Source organism: Leisingera methylohalidivorans DSM 14336 (assembly GCF_000511355.1).
GTDB lineage: Bacteria > Pseudomonadota > Alphaproteobacteria > Rhodobacterales > Rhodobacteraceae > Leisingera > Leisingera methylohalidivorans.
In genome coordinates this window covers 857,265-875,863 of sequence record NC_023135.1, presented here as the reverse complement: position 1 = coordinate 875,863, position 18,599 = coordinate 857,265, and the positions used below count along the sequence as shown (strand labels likewise).

The window sequence follows — 18,599 nt, the reverse complement described above, 5'->3', positions numbered from 1 at the left end:
CGAAACCCTCCGGGGCAGCGCCCCTGCCCCGGACAATCAATCGAGGTAAGACATGACCGCTCAGGACGCACTCGCCTCCGGCATCGCCGAGGTGGAACAGATCGTGGCGCGCGCACGCACCGCTCAGCAGGCATTCGAGGCCTGCGGCAGCCAGGCGCTTTATGACAAGGCCGCCCTGGCGGCAGGCTGGGCCATCATGGAACCCGCCCGCAACCGGTCCCTGGCCGAGCTTGCCGTTGAAACCACCGGCCTGGGCAATGTGCCGGACAAGATCACTAAGAACCACCGCAAAACGCTGGGGCTATTACGTGATATTGCAGGCGTTCAGACCCAGGGTATCATCAGCGACGATCCCGCGACCGGCATCACCGAGATCATCCGCCCGATCGGGGTGATCGGCGCCGTTGTCCCCTCAACCAACCCGGCCGCAACGCCGGCCAACAATATCATCAACGCCCTGAAGGGCGGCAATGCCATCGTAGTGGCCCCCTCGCCCAAGGGCGTGGCCTCTTGCGAATTGCTGCTGTCTTTCATTCACGCCGAATTCGCCAAGCTGGGGCTGGACCCGGATCTGGTTCAGATGATCCCCGCACCCGGTTCCAAAGCCAAAACCCAGGCGCTGATGGAGACCGCCGACCGGGTGATCTGCACCGGCAGCCAAAACAACGTCCACCGCGCCCAGTCCTGCGGCACTCCTGCGGTGGCAGTGGGCGCCGGCAATGTGACCGTGATTGTGGACGAAACCGCAGCCCTGGCGGATGCGGCGGCCAAGATCACCGCCTCCAAGACATTCGACAACGCCACTTCCTGCTCCTCGGAGAACGCGGTTGTGGTGGTGGACGCCGTCTATGACCAGTTCATTGCCGCACTTGCCAGGGAAGGCGGGGCGCTGGTTCCCGAAGCCGGCACAGCGGGCATTATTGCCAAGCTCTGGCCGGACGGCCACCTGAACCGCGAGGTCATCGCGCAGGACGCGGACAAGATGCTGGCCGCGCTGGACATGGGCGGAAAAGTCCCAGCAGACACCGAATTTCTGGCGGTGGAAACCAAGGGGATCGGTCCCGACCACCCGCTGTCCGGCGAAAAGCTGAGCCGCATTCTGGCGGTCTACCGCGCCGCGGATTTCCCGGATGCCAAAGCCATCGCCGCCCGTATCCTGGACCACCAGGGCGCCGGCCATTCCATCGGCATCCACACCCGCCAGGACGCCCGCGCCGTCGAGCTGGGCCGCGAAATGCCCACCTGCCGGGTGATCGTGAACCAGGCGCATACATTTGCCACCGGCGGCGCCTTTACCAATGGCATGCCGTTTTCCCTGTCGATGGGCTGCGGCAGCTGGGGCGGCAATTCGATCGACACAAACCTCAACTGGCGCCACTTTGTGCAAACCACCAAAATCGTGCGCGAAATCCCGCCCCGCGAACCGGCACTGAGCGACATCTTCGCCGCCTACTGGGCGGAGGCAGGTGAATGATGGAACCGCCCAAGGGAACCGTTCGCGACTGGCTGAACAAACGCGCCGGGGACGGCGGCACCGGTTTTGTCTTCCCCGATGGCGCGCCGGACCTTTCGTGGCCCGAGCTGCGCAGCACCGCCGAGGCCATCGCCCGTTCGCTGACCGCGATGGGCATCGCAAAGGGCGAAAGCATCGCCATTCTGCATCCGAACGGGCGCGAAGCCCTCGAATGCCTGTTCGGGGTGCTTTACGGCGGCTTCCGCGCCACGATGATCAACCTGGCCGCGGGCAACAGTGCTGTCGCCTACGCCCTGCAGCACAGCGGCGCCCGCTTTGCATTTGTGCATTCCAGCCAGACCGGATTGTTCGCGCAGACCGCCGACCTGTCCCTCCTTTCCCCATTAGACTGGCAGGCAGCAACTGGCGGTTCGCCGGCAGAGCTGCACCCGCTTTCCGACGGGGACCACGCTTTGCTTATGTACACCTCCGGCACCACAGGGCAGCCCAAGGGGGTGGTGCACAGCCATGCCAGCCTGCTGGCGGGCGGCTGGACCACAGCCATCGCACATGAGCTGGCACCGCAGGACCGAGGTCTGTGCGTGCTGCCGGTCTATCATATCAACGGGTTGTGCGTGACGGTGATGGGCACGCTGATTTCCGGCGGCTCGCTGGCCATGTGCGAGCGCTTCTCGGCCAGCCGTTTCTGGGCCCATGCGGGCTGGTCCAAAGCGACGTGGTTCTCGGTGGTGCCGACCATCATTTCGCATCTGCTGCACTCAGAGCTTGACCCCGTCGACAGCACAAAGGCGCGCCTGCGCTTTGGCCGCTCCGCGTCCTCGGCGCTGGCCCCGGACGTGCAGCGCGCGTTTGAGGACCGGTTCGGCATCCCCATCATTGAGACTATGGGCCTGACGGAAACCGCCGCGCAGATCCTGTCGAACCCGCTGCCCCCCGGCATTCGCAAGATCGGCTCCCCCGGCGTCGGCTATGGCAACGACATCGCAATCCTCGATGCAAAGCAGCAGCCGGTGACCGAGGGCACCGAGGGCGAACTGGCCGTGCGCGGCCCCAACGTGATGTGCGAGTACCTGAACAACCCCGCGGCCACGGCGGGCACTTTCACCCCGGACGGCTGGCTGCGGACCGGCGATCTGGGACGCATCGACGAAGACGGCTATGTCTTTGTCACCGGACGCCTGAAAGAGCTGATCATCAAGGGCGGTGAAAACATCGCCCCGCGCGAGATCGACGAGGCGCTGTATTCGCATCCCGATGTAATTGAGGCCGCCGCTTTTGCCCGCCCCTGCAAAAGCTACGGTGAAACGGTGGAGGCCGCGGTCAAGATCCGCGATGGCTCCAGCCTGACGCCTCTGGAGCTGATCGAAATCTGCCATTCCATGCTGGGCCGGTTCAAATCGCCGGACGAGATCCACATCCTGCCGGACCTGCCCAAGGGACCGTCAGGAAAGATCCAGCGCAACAAGATCCTTGCAGGGCTCCCCGGCAGCTGAGCTTCGTAAGGGCCGTCATCCGCCAGTGCACAAGAAGGTCAGACCATTTGACCCAATGTTTCGCACACGAAACATCCGGTCAGCATTGCTGACTGGTTCGCCGCGCCGCAGCGCGGCGCCGGGCCCAACGGGCGCCGGCCGTCCGTCAGGGCATCCGGCAACGGGCGGGAGTGTCCCTTTGCACAGGTGTCAGCGCAGATGAAAAGACAGAAACGGCTCTGCCTCTTCCGCGTCACGGATCCAGCGGGCTGCGATCCCGAAAATCTGCGTAACCGTCTCCGGGTTCAACGCCTGCTGCGGCGGGCCCAGCGCCACCAGGCGTCCCCCCGACAGCACCGCCACCCGGTCGCATGTCAGCGCTTGGTTCAGATCGTGCAGCGCCACCACGGTGGTCACCTTCAGGTTCCGGATGCAGTTCAGGATCGACAGCTGATGGTGAATATCCAGGTGGTTTGTCGGCTCGTCCAGCAGCAGCAGCCCGGGCCGTTGCGCAAGCGCGCGGGCGATGTGCAGCCGCTGCCGCTCGCCGCCGGACAAGGTGGTCCATTCGCGGCTGGCAAAACCCTCCATTTCCACTGTCTTCAGCGCATTATCCACATGCAGGCTGTCTTCACTGCTCCAGGGTCTCAACGCTGACAGCCAGGGGGTCCGCCCCAGTTCCACCACCGAGCGCGCAGTGATGCGCTCAGCGGTGTCGGCCTGCTGCTCGACAATCGCGGTCCGCTGGGCAACCTCTCTGCGCGTCAGCTGCGCCAAGGGTTTCTCAGCCAGCAGAACCGCACCATGCGAGGGACGCGCCAGCCCCGCCAGCAGCCGCATCAGGGTGGATTTCCCGGACCCGTTCGGCCCGACCAGCGCCAGTGTCTCTCCCGGCTGCACCGTCAATGAGACATCTGACAGCAGTTGCTTGCCGCGGATCGAATAAGACAGGCTGCGGGCTTCGATCTTCATCGCGCAGCCCTTCTTCCGCGCACCAGGATCACCGCAAACGACGGCGCGCCGATCAGCGCCGTAACCACCCCGATGGGCAGCACCTGGCCGGGGATGATGATGCGGGACACGATGTCGGCGCCGATCAGGAACACCGCCCCGGTCAGCGCTGCGGCAGGCATCAGCTTGCGGTGGCCGGGCCCGACCAGGAACCGCGCCGCATGGGGAATGACCAGGCCGACAAAACCGATGGACCCGACAATCGACACCATCACGGCAGTGGTCAGCGCGGTGGCACAGATCAAAATCACCTGCGCCCGCCGCACCGGGATGCCCAGCGACGCCGCGGAGTCGGTGCCAAAGGTGAAGGCATCCAGCGCCCGCGCATGGAACCGGCAGATGACCCAGCCGGCCAATGCCAGCGGCACCGCCAGCCACACATCCGGCCAGCGCACCCCGCTCATATTGCCCATCAGCCAGAACATGATGCCGCGGGCCTGATCCGCATTGGCGGATTTGGCAATGATAAAGGCGGTCAGCGCGTTGAACAGCTGCGATCCGGCGATGCCTGCCAGCACAATCTGCGCCGCCGCCGCGCGGCTGCCGCCTGCGCCGGCGGCCCGGGCCAGAATGGCCACAAAGCCAAACGCCAGCAGCGCCCCGTTGAAGGCGCCAAAGGACAGCGACAGCGCGCCGCCGCCCAGCCCCGCAATTGTGACAGCCACCGCCCCGGTCGAGGCGCCGGCCGAAATGCCAAGTATGTAAGGATCCGCCAGCGCATTGCGCAGCAGCGCCTGCAGCACCACGCCCGCCACCGCCAGCGCCGCGCCGCAGGCCCCCGCCACCAGCGCCCGCGGCAGCCGGTAGCTCCAGATGATGCCCTGGTCCACCGGGTCGACGGGCAGGCCCGCACCGGCCAGCTTGTTGGCCAGAACGGACAGCACCAGGTCCGGCGCAAGCGGGGTTTCCCCGATCATTGCGCCAGCCAGAACCGCCGCAATCAGCACAGGCAAGGCCAGGCAGGCACCCTTGAGGCCCTGCCATGTGATTGCGGCGGCTGCGCTCACTGGCTGCTGCCGATCACGCTGAGTTCGGCAGCCAGATCTTCCAGCGCCGGAATGGCGCGGATGGTGGCATCCATCCCCTGGGCGTCCATCACCACAATACGGTTGTTCCTGACCGCATCCATCTGGCTCGCCACCGGGTCCTGGCGCAGGAACTCCAGCTTCTTCTCGTAGTCATCCGCGGCAAAGCGGCGGCGGTCCATGCGGGCGATGACGATCACCGTGGGGTTGGCCTTGGCGATGGTTTCCCAGCCGACGGTCGGCCATTCCTCGTCGGTTTCGATGACATTGCGCAGGCCAAGCTGCTGCATCATGTAACCCGGCGCGCCTTTCTGACCGGCCACAAAGGGATCGCTTTCCATTTCGGGCGAGGAGAACCAGAACAAAGCGGAGGCATCTTCCAGCGCAACCTCCTGTGCCTTGGCAACCGCGGCGGCCTCGCGGGCCTTGTAATCGGCAACCAGTTCGGCGCCCTTATCTGCTTCACCGAAGATTGCCGCCAGCTCCTCGATGCCCCGATACAGGCTGCCGGTGGTGAACATCCGGGTGCGGGTGCCGTCGCCGCCGGTGGTGTTGTCCTTGCCGGCGCAATCGGCGGGCATCACATAGGTCGGAATGCCCAGATCATGGAACTGCTCACGCTTGGCCACGACGCCTTCGGGGCCGACATGCCATTCATACTGCGCCGCCACCAGCCCGGGGCGCTTGGCCACCACGCTTTCAAAGCTGGGATCGTTGTCGGCCAGCCGCTCGACCTTGGCGTTCAGGTCAGCGTATTCCGGCAGGACGTCGTTGAACCAGACCGAAGTGCCCAGCACCTTGCCGCCCAGCCCCAACGCAAAGAGCACCTCGGTCGCCGCCTGGCCAACCGTCACCGCAGACACCGCCGGCACCTCGAAAGTGACCGACTGGCCGCAGTTTTCAATTGTGAGCGGGAAGGTGTCACCGGCGGCAGCGCTATGTGCCGCAAGGGTGAAGGAAAGGCCGATCAGGCCGGAACGCAGAAACATGAATTTCGATCTCCAAGTGTCAAGGACCGGAGAACGGGTGAAAGGGCATTGACCGGTAAGGCTGAGGGCCTGCCCCCCGCCTGCGGCACCGGAAAGCGGCGGCGCATCTTACCGGCAACCTCCCCGGACAACCCCGCCCGGTGTGTTTCGGTTATCACCGGCAGGTCTCCTGACTGGCGGGTCAATGACTGTGCCGTCTTCCCGGACCGTTTCGGCCCAGTGACGTCCTGGCACAGCACTCGCCGCCTACAGTTGCGGGGGCAGTTCCGTTTGGTGCCGGCAGGCACCGCGGATTCCCTCTTAGCCCTTTCGGGACCGGTCAGGCGCGGGTAGCGCATCACCTCCGTTGCGGCAAGGGAAAGTTTCGCTGCGGCCGCAATTCCTCGCCCTGCGCGCCGCTGCTGCAGGCAGCCTGCGGAGGCGGCTTCCCCAAGGCACCGCCTGGTGGAAAACCCAGCTGCAGCTGTTTCATAGGGGGCACGCCTGTCAGCCGCCTGCCGGAAGAGCGGGGCTGCGTATTGCGCTGATGCGGGCCGGCAGCCCCGGCCTGCCCGGCCGGCCGGCGCTGAAGGCCAAAGGCGTTAAGAAGATGCCCGCCTGCGTCTCCATCGGCCCCGGCCTGAGCGGGGCAAAACCTCCGGTTCATTGCCCCGCCCTACTGCCTCCGGTTTCAGCCCGGCCTTCAGGACCCGAGCGGGCCCGGGCCCTGGATTGGTTCAGACCGCGTGCCAGAGCTGGAACAGCAGCCCAACGGAAAAGGCACCGGTGAGCGATAAGCCGAGGTACAGTGCAAAGACCTGCGGACGGGCCAGCGCCCAGACGGCCATTGCCGCGGGGATCGAGGTCACACCGCCGGCCACCAGAAAGGCGAGGCCCGCCCCCGGCGCCATGCCCTGCTCGATCAGCCCGCCGACCAACGGCAGCGCCGCATAGCCGTTCAGATAGGCAGGGACACCAACCAGTGTTGCTGTGATGATCGGCAGCAAACCCTCACCGCCCAGGGCGGAGGTCACGGTCTCGGCCGGGATCCAGGCCAGCATCAGGCTTTCCAGAATGAAGGCCAGCAGCAGCCACTTGGCCAGAAACAGCGTCGTGGTCCAGGCGGTTCCGGCGAATTTCGCCCGGCGCTCCGCCTCGGTCCAGAATCTCCAGACCACCGGCTTGGGCGCGCGCATTTTCGCCCCGCCGCAGCCGCCGTTTCCGACACCGTCGCGCAACGCGTCCTGCAAGGCGCCGCCCTGGTTCAGCAAATGGACAACCAAGCCGCCGAACAGGCCAAGGCCAACCGCGGCGGCGGTCTTGGCCACCGCGAATTCAATGCCCAGAACGCCGGCAGTCAGAAAGAACATCGAGGGATCCATGATCGGCGACGCCAGCCAGAATGCCATGACGGCGGACAACGGCACCCCCATAGCCAGCAGTGCTGCGATGAGCGGGATCACTCCGCAAGAGCAGAACGGCGACAGCCCGCCCGCCAGGGCGCCAAGCGCAATCATCAGAAGCGGTTTACCGGTGAAAGCCTTGGCAACCAGATTGTCCGCGCCAGTGGCGCCGGCCCAGGCCGCGACGGCAATGGAGAACAGCAAATAGGGGGCCGTATGCGCCAGCGCGGCTGCGGCAAAGACAGCACTTTCTGCGGATTGTGCCGGATCAAAAATGACCAGCAGCAGCAGGATTGCGGCAGAGGCCAGCCAGACCCGCTGCTCTTGAATGAACCGCCAGACGGATGCGCCTGGTCTTGGGGGAACGTTGGTTGCGTTTGTCATTTCTATATCACCAGATTTATAGTTATTTTAAGTCGAAGAAGACAGCTTTTCACCTCACGCGCTTTCCTCTCTGACAGTCAGGGTCACACCTGTGCAGCATTCGGATGTCAGGAAATTCACCACCCCCTGCATGACGGGGTAATCGACCCGGTTGAACACTTCACGCCCGCGCTTTTCCTGCACGACCAGCCCGGCATCCACCAGTGCCGACAGATGATGCGCCAGGGTGGAGGGTGCCAAGCCCAGATGTCCGGCAATCTCGCCGACCCGCAACCCATCCTCCCCGGCTTTCACCAGCAAGCGGAAGATGGCCAAACGGGCATCGTGGCCAAGGGCAGCAAGGGCGCGGGCGTTGTGGCTTGATATCGTCATGACGCTAAAATAACCACAAATCCGGTTATGTCAAGATGTCGCCCGGCATGAGACACCAAGCTAAGCTGCCCGGCCGCAGGGCGCCTTGACCCTAAAGTTTCGGCGCTGTCCGGGAATTCCAGCCGAATGCCGCAAATGGGTGGCAATTACCCACAGCAAACGCAGGTTCCGCCTCCCCCCTGCCCGCCACTGTCCAGCAGCATCAGGCCAGGCCCGAAACCACGGCCTGACGGCTGGTTTGCGCGGCTTAGCTGTTGGGCCGCACGCGGGCTGCGGTTTTGTTGGCAAAGGCCTCCAGCCGTTCGCGCGCCGCTGGCTGGGTGTTGACAACACCGGCCACGACAGCCTCGGCATAGGCGGCATCCATACCCGACATGTTGTTCAAATGGCTGATCGCCGAACAGATGGCGTAGTTGGTCAGCGGCAGGTTCTGCGCGACCTTGTCGGCAAGCTCGACCGCCTTGTCGAAACTGGACCCTTCGGTGATATATTGCGCCAGCCCCAGATCGACGGCTTCCTGCCCCTGATACACCCGGCCTGTCAGGATCATGTCAATCATCCGGTATTTCCCGATCATGTCGGAAACCCGGATGGTGGCACCGCCGCCGGTAAAGATGCCGCGCTGGCCTTCGGGAAGGGCGAAATAAGTGGTCTGATCCATCACCCGGACATGCGCCGCGCTGGCCAGTTCCAGCCCGCCGCCGACAACGGCCCCCTGAAGGGCGGCGATGATCGGCACCCCGCCGTACTCCATCTTGTTGAAGGCTTCGTGCCAGCGCAGGCAGACATGCATGAAGTCGTCCGGGCTGCGGTCTTCCTTCCAGTGCTCCACCAGATCAAGGCCGGCGCAGAAATGGTCGCCTGCGCCTGCCAGCACCACGGCCTTTACGCCATTGCCGCGGGCACCGCTGAAAAAGCGGATAAGCTCTTCGATCGTCGCGGCATCCAGCGCATTGCGCTTGGACGGCCGGTTGAGCGTAACAATGCAGACGCCATTGTCCCGCTGTTCAAGGGCGAGCTTTTCGTAGGAGTGCGAACTGGCTTCTTGCGGCATTGTTCCGACCTTTTCCTTACTGTCCGGCACCGATCCGTGCCATGAATTTCCGTTGTTCAGTTTTCAAACCCTGCATCGAACAGACTTTCGCTGCCGTCGATGACCCGGGCGCTTTCCGTTCCGCATTCCACAAGAATATGCTGCGCGTAAAACACTGCGGTGGCGATTTTCTGCGTCATGAAGGCTGTATCTTCGCCCTGTTCCAGCTTGGCTTCAGCGGCCAGGACAGACCTGCCCAGCTGCCAGCCTGCGGCAAGATTGCCTGCCAGCATCAGAAAGGGAACACTGCCGGCATATGCCGCATTGGGGTCGTCGGGCGCGGTCTCCAGAAGCCAGGCAAGGCTGGCCTCAAATGCGCGGCGCGCCTGCCCCAGGCGGTCCGCAACCAGCTGCGCCTTTGCGCTGCCCTTGCGCAACTCCGCCTCAGCCGCTGAGACCATTCCGGCAAAGCGGCGGGCGGTGCTGCCGCCGTCCCGCAGCACTTTGCGGCCCAGCAGATCATTGGCCTGGATCGCCGTCGTGCCTTCGTAAATCGGCAGGATCCTGGCATCCCGGTAGAACTGCGCCACCCCGGTTTCTTCGATGAACCCCATGCCGCCGTGAACCTGCAGGCCCATTGAGGTGACCTCAACGGACCGTTCCGTGCAGCACCCCTTGACCAGCGGAACCAGGAATTCGGCCATCTCCGCCGCCTCGCGGGCGGTTTCGGCCTCGGCGTGCTGCGCCAGATCAAGCCATCCGGCTGTGGCCATTGCCAAAGCCCGCCCGCCTTCGACCAAGGCCCGCATCCGCAGCAGCAACCGCCGCACATCCGGGTGCTGAAGGATCGGCACTGCTTCTTTGGAACTGCCGTCGACCGGGCGGCTCTGCACCCGCTCCTGCGCGTAGCGCAAGGCGTGCTGATACGCCCGTTCAGATACGGCAACCCCCTGCACGCCCACGGAAAACCGCGCAGCCCGCATCATCACGAACATATATTCAAGGCCCCGGTTCTCCTCTCCCACCAGAAAGCCGGTGGCGCCTTGGAATTCCAGAACCGCGGTCGGGCTCGCCCTGACGCCCAGCTTGTGCTCAATGCTGACACATTGAACGGTGTTGCGGCGGCCAAGCGATCCGTCCTCCTGGACCAGGAATTTGGGCACAATGAACAGGCTCAGCCCCTTTGGGCCAGCCGGGGCGCCAGGGGTTCTTGCCAAGACCAGATGAACGATGTTTTCGGTCAGGCTGTGCGCGCCATAGGTGATGAAGATCTTTGTTCCGCTGATCGAATAGGCACCATCCGCACCGGGTTCCGCCTTGCACCGCACGCGCCCCAAATCGCTGCCGGCCTGAGGTTCCGTCAAGTTCATGGTGCCGGACCATCGGCCTGAAATCATCGGCTCGAGGTATCGCTGTTTCTGCGCGCCGGACCCGGTAAGCAACAGCGCCTCAACCGCCCCGTCGGTCAAAAGCGGGCACAGCCCGAAGCTCATATCCGCTGCGTTCAATATCTCCGTCGCGGCGGCTCCGGCAGCCCGCGGCAGCCCCATCCCGCCGAATTCCTCCGGGTGCGGCAGGCTTTGCCAGCCCATCCCGGCGTATTGCGCATAAGCCTGCAAGTATGGCCCGGGCATCACGACCTTTTCACCGTCGAACCGCGCGCCGGTTGCGTCGCCCTGTGCCGAAAGCGGGGCAATAACCTCCGAACAGAAGCGCCCGAACCCTTCCAGCGCGGCCTGGACATCGCCGGTTTCAACCCCGGAATAGGCCGCCAGCGATGAGACCCCGGGCCAGTCAGACAGATGCTCGATGTTGAACATGATATCGCGAACCGGCGCCTGATAGGTCATTTCGTTGCTCCGAATTTAAGTTCCTTCACGCCAGCTACACCTTGGCCGGCAACCGATCCATGTGCATAGGGGACAAAGTCCTATCCGAAAGTGACAAACGGCGGATCGTGCCCGGGAAATGGTATGACGCTGATCATCGGCCCCGGCTGAACCCCAGTCAACAGGCGGTGAGTGCCGCCGACCCCATGGGGGCAGTGCCGCAGATGGCCGCGGCAATTTCCAGTGCCATGCAGCGCCGCGGGAACGGTCGGGCGGTCCTCCCGGTTGGCGCAGGCCCGTGCATTGCGCATGAAACGGCCCCGGAAGCGCAGGACGGCCTGCCCTCCCGAAGGTTTCGTTAAACGGCACGGCCTGCGTGAAGACCTTCCAGCACCGCCTCTTCGGCTGTCCGCGGTGCAATGCAATCGCCCGCGAGGTGAAACTCGATGCCCAGGTCCCGCACGATGCCCTCGAATGCATTTTCAGGGGTGTGGCCCTGACACAGGACCAGCGTGTCCACCCCTTCGCAAATCACCGGCTCGTCGTTCATGATATGCTGTAGATAGACGCTGTCTTCGTCGGCTCCGAAAAGGCGCATATACGGCAGTGTTTCGACCCCGAGGCTGTGCAAACGCCCGATGCCGGCATCGCGCACATACATCTGAATGGTCTGGCCGGGCATATAGCCGTTGACCGCAAGCCGCACCGAATGGCCATTCTGCGCGAGACGTTCCGCCACCCCGATACCGATCCAATCGGCGCGCCAGTCGGCAACCACAACAGACTTGCCGACCTTCGCTTCGCCCCGCAATACCTGCCAGGCGTCGACAACATGCAAGTCGTCGCGCCCTTCGAAATCAGGCCAGCGGGGTGTGGCACCTGTAGCAAGGATGATCGCGTCCGGCGCTTGTTCCCGGATTAAGTCCGCATCCACGGCCACACCTTTGCGCACCTCAACGCCCGCAAGCTCCAGTTCGCGCGTCAGATTGGTGATGATCCCGCCAAATTCCGCGCGATGCGGAAGCAGCTGAGCAAGCCGCGCCTGCCCGCCCAGCTGGGTGTCGCGTTCAAACAGCGTGACAGCATGGCCCCGCTCCGCGGCTGCCGCTGCAGCCTTCATGCCGGCGGGGCCGCCTCCAATAACCATCACACGGCGCTTGCCTGAGATCCCGGGCGCTTCCCCCAAACGCAGCTCGCGGCCGCTCACTGGGTTCTGAATGCAGGAAATCGGATAGCCCGCGTGAAAATGGCCGATACAGGCCTGGTTGCAGCCGATACAGGCGCGGATATCGTCGGTGCGCCCCGCCTCGGCTTTGCTGGCGATCAGCGGATCGCAGATCATTGCCCGTGTCATGCCGCACATATCCGCCTGACCAGACGAGATGATCTTCTCCGCCTCCTGAGGCTGGTTGATCCGCCCCGTGACAATGGTCGTGATGCCGGTGCGTTCCCGTATGCCCTGCCCCAGCGGTGCCGTGTAACCGGCCTCCTGATACATAGGCGGCGCGATATGAACAGACCCCGCAAGCGTCGCCGAAGATCCCGCGACAACGCTGAAGTAATCGGGCGCGTTGTCTGCCGCGATGCGTTCGCATGCGTCGAGCATCGCCGCCTGACCGGCCCCGTCGTGGCTCATCTCGTCGCCAGAAAGCCGCAGTCCGACGGCAAAACCAGGGCCGGTCTTGCGACGGATATCCTCGATGATCTCGCGGATGAACCGTGTCCGGCCGGCCAACGAGCTGCCACCGTAATGATCCTCGCGTTTGTTGACATGAGGGTTCAGAAACTGGGCGGGCAGGTATCCGTGCGAGCCGACGATTTCCACGCCATCGAGGCCTGCGGCCTGCATCCGGCGCGCCGCATCGCCATAGGATGCAATGACCTCCGCGATCATTTCGAGGGGCATCGGTCGGGGCATGACGTGGAACCGCTCGTTCGGGACGGCCGATGCGCTGTAGGAGACCGGCGCGGTGCCGTCTTCCGAGGCCAGCATCTCCCGGCCGGGGTGGAACAGCTGGGCGATCAAACCGGTATCGTGCCGGTGAATGGCCTCGGCCAGCCGGGTATAGCCGGGGATGCACTCATCGGTATCCACGCGGATCGGATCGGCAACAAAAACCGCGCTTGGATGAACAAGCGCGACCTCGGTCACGATAAGCCCGGCGCCGCCCTTGGCGCGTGCTTCGTGATAGGCAATCAGGGCGTCGCCTATCTTGCCATGTTCACTGAGATGGGTTTCGTGCCCTGTCGAGACAATACGATTGCGGAGGGTCAGATTGCCGATCGTAATCGGCGAGAAGAGGGCGGGGAAACGGGACTGGCTCATGCTGGTTCCTTGCAAATGCACTGTGCTTAAAAACCGGATGGGGCAATCGCCCAGATGACGACGGTTTTCTCATTGGATGGATTGCGGTAACGGTGCGGCGTGGCGCTGTCGAAGCCAAAGCTGTCGCCGGCATTGAGCCGGTACCGGGTGTCCCCCACCCAGAGATCAAGCGTGCCGCTGATCACAACCCCGGCCTCTTCGCCCTGATGGGAATAGACGGTCCCGACACCGCTGCCGGGAGCGAAGGCACAGGAGAGCAGCTCTAATCCGCCACCCAGGGTCGGGGTAAGAAGTTCATCCTTGATACCGTCGCTATACGCGATGGACCTGCGATCGCCTGACCGCACGATTGCCGACTTCCGGTCCCCGCTGGAGGAGGCATTGAAGAACCAGCTGACCGATACGCCCAGTGCCCGGCTTATCTTGAAAAGCGCGGTGACAGAGGGCCGGTTTTGGCCGCGCTCGATCTGGCTGATGAAGCCGGTCGACAGGCCGGTGAGTTCTGCGAGCTTTCCGAGCGTCAGCCCCTTCGACTTACGCAGATCGCGGATATCTTCGCCCAGCCCCGGATTGAGACGCGAACTCTCCACCTCGTCTATGTCGATGGCGTTGCAGACGACGCCGCCTTCGTGATGGTTGGGCATACAAAACTCTCAACTGTAAAATTATGACCGCATAATTATACCTTCATAAAATCTGTCAAGAAGTTTCGAACTCCAGGCACGTCCTCTTCCGGCCGTTAACGTTCCTGAGTGAGCCTGTAAATTGAGGCGCTGCACATACTGTTGGCCGGGCAGTTTCAAACAGTTCATTCTGCTCTCGGCACGGCGCGGGCAGTGTCACCGCACTGCCACCGCCAGATTGCACGGCCCTGGTTACAGTGACACGGGCAATCCATTAGGCTTTGAGCAAGACTGTTCGCCTGATTCCGGAAGAAGACCGGGGCAGAAGAACCGCCCCGGTCTGTACTCACTTGTTCAGCACTTTTGCCAGCAGCAGATAGGCCGCTCCAGCTACAAACAGGCCTACGAACCATGCGTAGGTATAGACCGTGGCGAAGAAGTCCGAGGTGCCGGCAGTGATGCCAACTCCGGCCAGGAAGCCCGGCAGGTTCGGCAGGATGCCGATCACCAGCGCCCAGACACCGGCCCAGTTGGTGCCGTTCTTGCCGGAATAGATGCCGTTCAGCTTGAACAGCTCAGCCACCTCCAGCTTGGTCTTGCGCAGCAGGTAGTAATCCGCCAGCATCACGCCCGCGATCGGCCCCAGCAGCGCCGAATAGGCGATCAGCCAGCCGACGATGTGGTTGACCAGCACCCAGGGGAACATGGCGATCCCGATGCCCGCGGTGATGTAGCCGCCGCGTTTGAGGTTGATCTTGCTGGGCGCGAGGTTGGCAAAACCGTGTGCCGGCGCCACCACATTGGCCGCCAGGTTGGTGGTCAGCGTCGCCACGATCAGCGCGAACAGCGCGATGATCACTGAAAACCCGCCCATCTTCTCGGACAGCTTGATCGGATCCCAGATCGCTTCGCCAAAGATCACCACGGTGGCCGAGGTCACGGCAGAGGCGATAAAGGCAAACAGTGCCATCGGGATCGGCAGGCCCACCAGCTGGCCCAGCAGCTGGTCTTTCTGGCTGCGGGCATGGCGGGTGAAGTCGGGGATGTTCAGCGCCAGGGTTGCCCAGAAACCGATCATGCCGGTCAGGCTGGGCCAGAACACAGACCAGAACTGGCCTTCCTTGGGTTGGCCCGGATCAAAGGCGCTGGGGGTGGAGAGCATCTCGCCGAAGCCGCCGGCGTTGACATAGGCCCAGCCCAGCAGCGCCAGCCCCATCGCCAGCAAAAACGGCGCAGCGTAGGTCTCCAGCCAGCGGATCGACTCGGTGCCGTTCGCGATGAAGTAGAGATGCAGCGCCCAGAAGGCGAGGAAACAGATGAACTCGCCCGCGCTGATACCGAGGATCGGCAGCGCGTCACCGGCCAGCGCACCGCCGGTCAGCGTGTTCAGGATCACGAAGATCGCCGAGCCGCCGACCCAGGTCTGGATGCCGAACCAGCCGCAGGCGACGATGCCGCGGGCCACGGCCGGGATCTTGGCGCCGGTGGGGCCAAAGGAAGAGCGCAGCAGCACTGGAAAAGGGATGCCGTATTTGGTGCCGGCATGGCCCACCAGCACCATCGGGATCAGCACGATGGCATTGGCGGCTAGAATGGTCATCACCGCCTGATCCCAGCTCATCCCCGAGCCGATCAGGTAGGAGGCCAGGAGGTACGTCGGAATGCAGACCACCATGCCGACCCAGAGGGCAGCGATTGCCAGCCAGTCCCAGGTGCGCTGCTCTGCCGTGGTGGGCAGCTGGTCTTCGTTGTACAATTCGGGATCAATCCCGCTCAGGTCTACCTGCTGTGACGCCGTGGCGCCCTGCGCGGTATAACCGCTTGTTATATCAGCCATTATCAGTTTCCTCCCTGTTTATTGGCCAACTGCGATGCCAGTCCTCCTAAACACCGCAGATGAAAAAACACCCCGGCCGAAGCCGGGGAATGCCGTCAGACGCAGGCGGGCATGTTCTCCGCCGAGCGCTGCACCTGACGTGGTGCGGTAAGCTCCTTCCATTTCGACAGCGCTTTGTTCACTTCTGGGAAAGGCGCGCGTTCAACAAAGCGCCCATGCCCAGGCGTGGCGCAGACCGTGCCATCCTCCACCGCCACTTCGCCGCGGCTGAGGGTGTAGCGCGGCAAGCCGGTCACTTCCCGGCCTGCGAAGACGTTGTAATCGACCACCGACTGTTGGGTATCGGGCGAGATCACCTTGGATTTCTTGGGATCCCAGACCACCAGATCAGCATCAGAGCCTTCTACGATCGCACCCTTCTGCGGGTAGATGTTGAGGATCTTGGCAATGTTGGTGGAGGTGACAGCGACAAATTCGTTCGGCGTCAGGCGGCCGGTGCCCACACCCTCGGTCCACAGGACCGGCATCCGGTCTTCCAGACCGCCGGTGCCGTTGGGGATCTTGGTGAAATCATCGATGCCGAAACGTTTCTGCTCCACCGAGAAGGCGCAGTGGTCGGTGGCCACCACCTGCAAGGATCCTGCCTGAAGGCCGGCCCAGAGGCTGTCCTGATGGGATTTGTCGCGGAACGGCGGAGACATCACCCGCTGCGCGGCGTGGTCCCAGTTGGGGTTGCGGTATTCGCTGTCGTCCAGCACCAGATGCTGGATCAGCGGTTCACCAAAGACGCGCATGCCCTTCTGACGCGCCCGGCGGATCGCCTCATGCGCCTGCTCGCAGGAGGTATGCACCACATAGAGCGGCACGCCTGCCATGTCGGCAATCATGATGGCGCGGTTGGTGGCTTCGCCCTCAACCTCTGGCGGGCGGGACAGGCCGTGGCCCTCGGGGCCGCGGATGCCGTCGGCCAGCAGTTTCTGCTGCATGGTGGCGACCACATCGCCGTTTTCCGCATGCACCATCGGCAGCGCGCCAAGGGCGGCGCAGCGGCGGAAACTGTCAAACAGCTCGTCATCGTCCACCATCAGGGCGCCCTTGTAGGCCATGAAATGCTTGAAGGAGTTGATGCCGAGATCCACCACCTGCTGCATTTCATTGAAGACTTGCTCGCTCCACCAGGTCACCGCCATGTGGAAGGAATAGTCGGCGCAGGCGCGTTTGGATTTCGTGTGCCAGGCCTCCAGCGCATCCAGCATCGACTGGCCGGGGCTGGGCAGGCAGAAGTCCACCACCATCGTGGTGCCGCCCGCGAGGCCGGCACGGGTGCCGCTTTCGAAGTCATCGGCGGAATGGGTGCCCATGAAGGGCATTTCCAGATGCACATGCGGGTCGATGCCGCCCGGCATGACATAGCAGCCTTCGGCGTCCAGCACCTTGTCGCCGTTCAGATTGGCGCCGATCTGCACGATTTTGCCGTCCTCGATGGCGACATCGGCAGCATAGCTGCGGTCGGCGGCGACGATTGTGCCGCCCTTGATTACGGTTCTGCTCGTCATTGTCTTCACTCCACGATTTCAGCGGTTTCCAGCACGGCGTGCAACAGCACATCGGTGCCCGCTGCGGCCCATTCGCGGCTGATTTCCTCGTCCTCGTTATGGCTGAGGCCATCAACGCAGGGGCACATCACCATGGCGGTTGGTGCCACCTTGTTGATCCAGCAGGCGTCATGGCCTGCGCCGGAGATGATGTTGCGGTGCGAGTAGCCCAGTTTCTCCGCCGCACGGCGCACAGCAGAGACGCAGTTTTCGTCAAAGGTGACGGGGTCGAAATGGCCGACCTGCTCGATCTCGAGGCCCAGTTCCAGTTCCTCGGCGATTTTGGCAGCCCCCTCGCGCAGGCGGCGCTCCATGTCTTCTTGGGTGTCGAAGCTGGGCGAGCGGAAGTCGATGGTGAAGACCACCTTGCCCGGCACGATGTTGCGGCTGTTCGGGTAGTAGTCGCAGTGACCGACGGCGCCGACGGCGTCGGGCTGATGGCTCATCGCGATTTCATGCACCAGATCGGTGATCCGCGCAGCCCCCAGACCGGCGTTGCGGCGCATCGGCATCGGGGTGGAGCCGGTGTGCGCCTCCTGCCCCGTCAGCGTCACCTGCAGCCAGTTCAGGCCCTGGCCGTGAGTGACCACGCCGATGTCCTTGCCCTCGGCTTCCAGAATCGGGCCCTGCTCAATGTGCAGCTCGAACATTGCGTGCATCTTGCGGCTGCCCACCGATTCGTCGCCCACGTAACCGATGCGGGCCAGTTCTTCGCCGAATGTCTTGCCTTCCGCATCCTCGCGCGCATAGGCCCAGTCCTGCGTATGCACACCGGCAAAGACGCCGGAGGACAGCATGGCGGGCGCAAACCGGGTGCCTTCCTCGTTGGTCCAGTTCACCACCACGATCGGGCGGCGCGGGGTGATCCCCTGATCGCGGATCGAGCGCACGACCTCCAGCCCCGCCAGCACGCCCAGCACGCCGTCGTATTTTCCGCCCGTCGGCTGGGTGTCGAGATGGCTGCCCATCATCACCGGATCCAGATCCGGCTCGGCGCCTTCAAGGCGGGCAAACATATTGCCCATGCTGTCGACGCCGACGGTCATGCCGGCCTCTTCGCACCAGCGCTTGAACAGGTCGCGGCCTTCCTTGTCGGCGTCGGTCAGCGTCTGGCGGTTGCAGCCACCGCGCAGGCCGGGGCCGACCAGTGCCATTTCCATCAGCGAATCCCACAGGCGGCTGCCGTTGATGCGGGCGTTGCTTTGCACGTCTTTCATGTCTTTCTCCCTGTTCTGCCCCTGCCGCGC

The 18,599-nt window shown here is 63.7% G+C and carries 13 protein-coding genes, 1 pseudogene and 1 riboswitch; of the genes and pseudogenes, 2 read left to right on the top strand and 12 right to left on the bottom strand.

Going from position 1 to position 18,599, the window contains the following annotated elements:
- Nucleotides 1-52: 52 nt before the first annotated feature.
- Together sauS and METH_RS04345 are read left to right on the top strand one after the other, a co-directional pair.
- A complete protein-coding gene (gene sauS, locus METH_RS04350) occupies nt 53-1,474 on the top strand; it encodes an acylating sulfoacetaldehyde dehydrogenase (protein ID WP_024089200.1) in 1,422 nt (473 codons plus the stop codon).
- Nucleotides 1,471-2,967, top strand: a complete 1,497-nt coding sequence (locus METH_RS04345) for an AMP-binding protein (protein WP_024089199.1) — start codon at nt 1,471-1,473, stop codon at nt 2,965-2,967. The genes sauS and METH_RS04345 overlap by 4 nt, the downstream gene beginning before the upstream one ends.
- A gap of 440 nt (nt 2,968-3,407) precedes the next feature.
- Here the strand turns inward: METH_RS04345 and METH_RS04340 are convergent.
- The 12 genes and pseudogenes from METH_RS04340 to METH_RS04280 all read right to left on the bottom strand — a co-directional run.
- Nucleotides 3,408-3,918 (bottom strand): annotated as a pseudogene (locus tag METH_RS04340) (ABC transporter ATP-binding protein); the annotation flags it as partial.
- Complete coding sequence (locus tag METH_RS04335; protein ID WP_024089197.1) at nt 3,915-4,964, bottom strand: FecCD family ABC transporter permease; 1,050 nt, start codon at nt 4,962-4,964, stop codon at nt 3,915-3,917. The gene METH_RS04335 and the pseudogene METH_RS04340, both read right to left, overlap by 4 nt.
- On the bottom strand, nt 4,961-5,971 hold the full coding sequence (locus METH_RS04330) for an ABC transporter substrate-binding protein (RefSeq protein ID WP_024089196.1): 1,011 nt from the start codon (nt 5,969-5,971) through the stop codon (nt 4,961-4,963). Before METH_RS04330 ends, METH_RS04335 begins: the two co-directional genes overlap by 4 nt.
- A gap of 142 nt (nt 5,972-6,113) precedes the next feature.
- Nucleotides 6,114-6,306: riboswitch (cobalamin riboswitch) on the bottom strand.
- 381 nt (nt 6,307-6,687) lie between these two features.
- The gene (locus tag METH_RS04325; protein WP_024089195.1) at nt 6,688-7,737 is read right to left on the bottom strand and encodes a permease; all 1,050 of its coding nucleotides are present in this window, start codon (nt 7,735-7,737) and stop codon (nt 6,688-6,690) included.
- 54 nt (nt 7,738-7,791) lie between these two features.
- On the bottom strand, nt 7,792-8,109 hold the full coding sequence (locus METH_RS04320; RefSeq protein WP_024089194.1) for an ArsR/SmtB family transcription factor: 318 nt from the start codon (nt 8,107-8,109) through the stop codon (nt 7,792-7,794).
- Nucleotides 8,110-8,356: 247 nt separating this feature from the next.
- The gene (gene dmdD / locus METH_RS04315) at nt 8,357-9,163 is read right to left on the bottom strand and encodes a methylthioacryloyl-CoA hydratase (RefSeq protein WP_024089193.1); all 807 of its coding nucleotides are present in this window, start codon (nt 9,161-9,163) and stop codon (nt 8,357-8,359) included.
- A 56-nt stretch (nt 9,164-9,219) separates the two neighbouring features.
- Nucleotides 9,220-10,992 (bottom strand): acyl-CoA dehydrogenase family protein, encoded by a 1,773-nt coding sequence (locus tag METH_RS04310; RefSeq protein ID WP_024089192.1) that lies wholly within the window; start codon nt 10,990-10,992, stop codon nt 9,220-9,222.
- 337 nt (nt 10,993-11,329) lie between these two features.
- The gene (locus tag METH_RS04300) at nt 11,330-13,297 is read right to left on the bottom strand and encodes an oxidoreductase (RefSeq protein WP_024089190.1); all 1,968 of its coding nucleotides are present in this window, start codon (nt 13,295-13,297) and stop codon (nt 11,330-11,332) included.
- Nucleotides 13,298-13,323: 26 nt separating this feature from the next.
- The gene (locus METH_RS04295) at nt 13,324-13,941 is read right to left on the bottom strand and encodes a cupin domain-containing protein (RefSeq protein WP_084013759.1); all 618 of its coding nucleotides are present in this window, start codon (nt 13,939-13,941) and stop codon (nt 13,324-13,326) included.
- A gap of 325 nt (nt 13,942-14,266) precedes the next feature.
- Nucleotides 14,267-15,757, bottom strand: a complete 1,491-nt coding sequence (locus METH_RS04290) for an NCS1 family nucleobase:cation symporter-1 (protein WP_024089188.1) — start codon at nt 15,755-15,757, stop codon at nt 14,267-14,269.
- Between the two features lie 95 nt (nt 15,758-15,852).
- Complete coding sequence (gene hydA / locus METH_RS04285) at nt 15,853-17,313, bottom strand: dihydropyrimidinase (protein WP_024089187.1); 1,461 nt, start codon at nt 17,311-17,313, stop codon at nt 15,853-15,855.
- Nucleotides 17,314-17,318: 5 nt separating this feature from the next.
- The gene (locus tag METH_RS04280; protein ID WP_024089186.1) at nt 17,319-18,569 is read right to left on the bottom strand and encodes a Zn-dependent hydrolase; all 1,251 of its coding nucleotides are present in this window, start codon (nt 18,567-18,569) and stop codon (nt 17,319-17,321) included.
- Between the last annotated feature and the right edge of the window lie 30 nt (nt 18,570-18,599).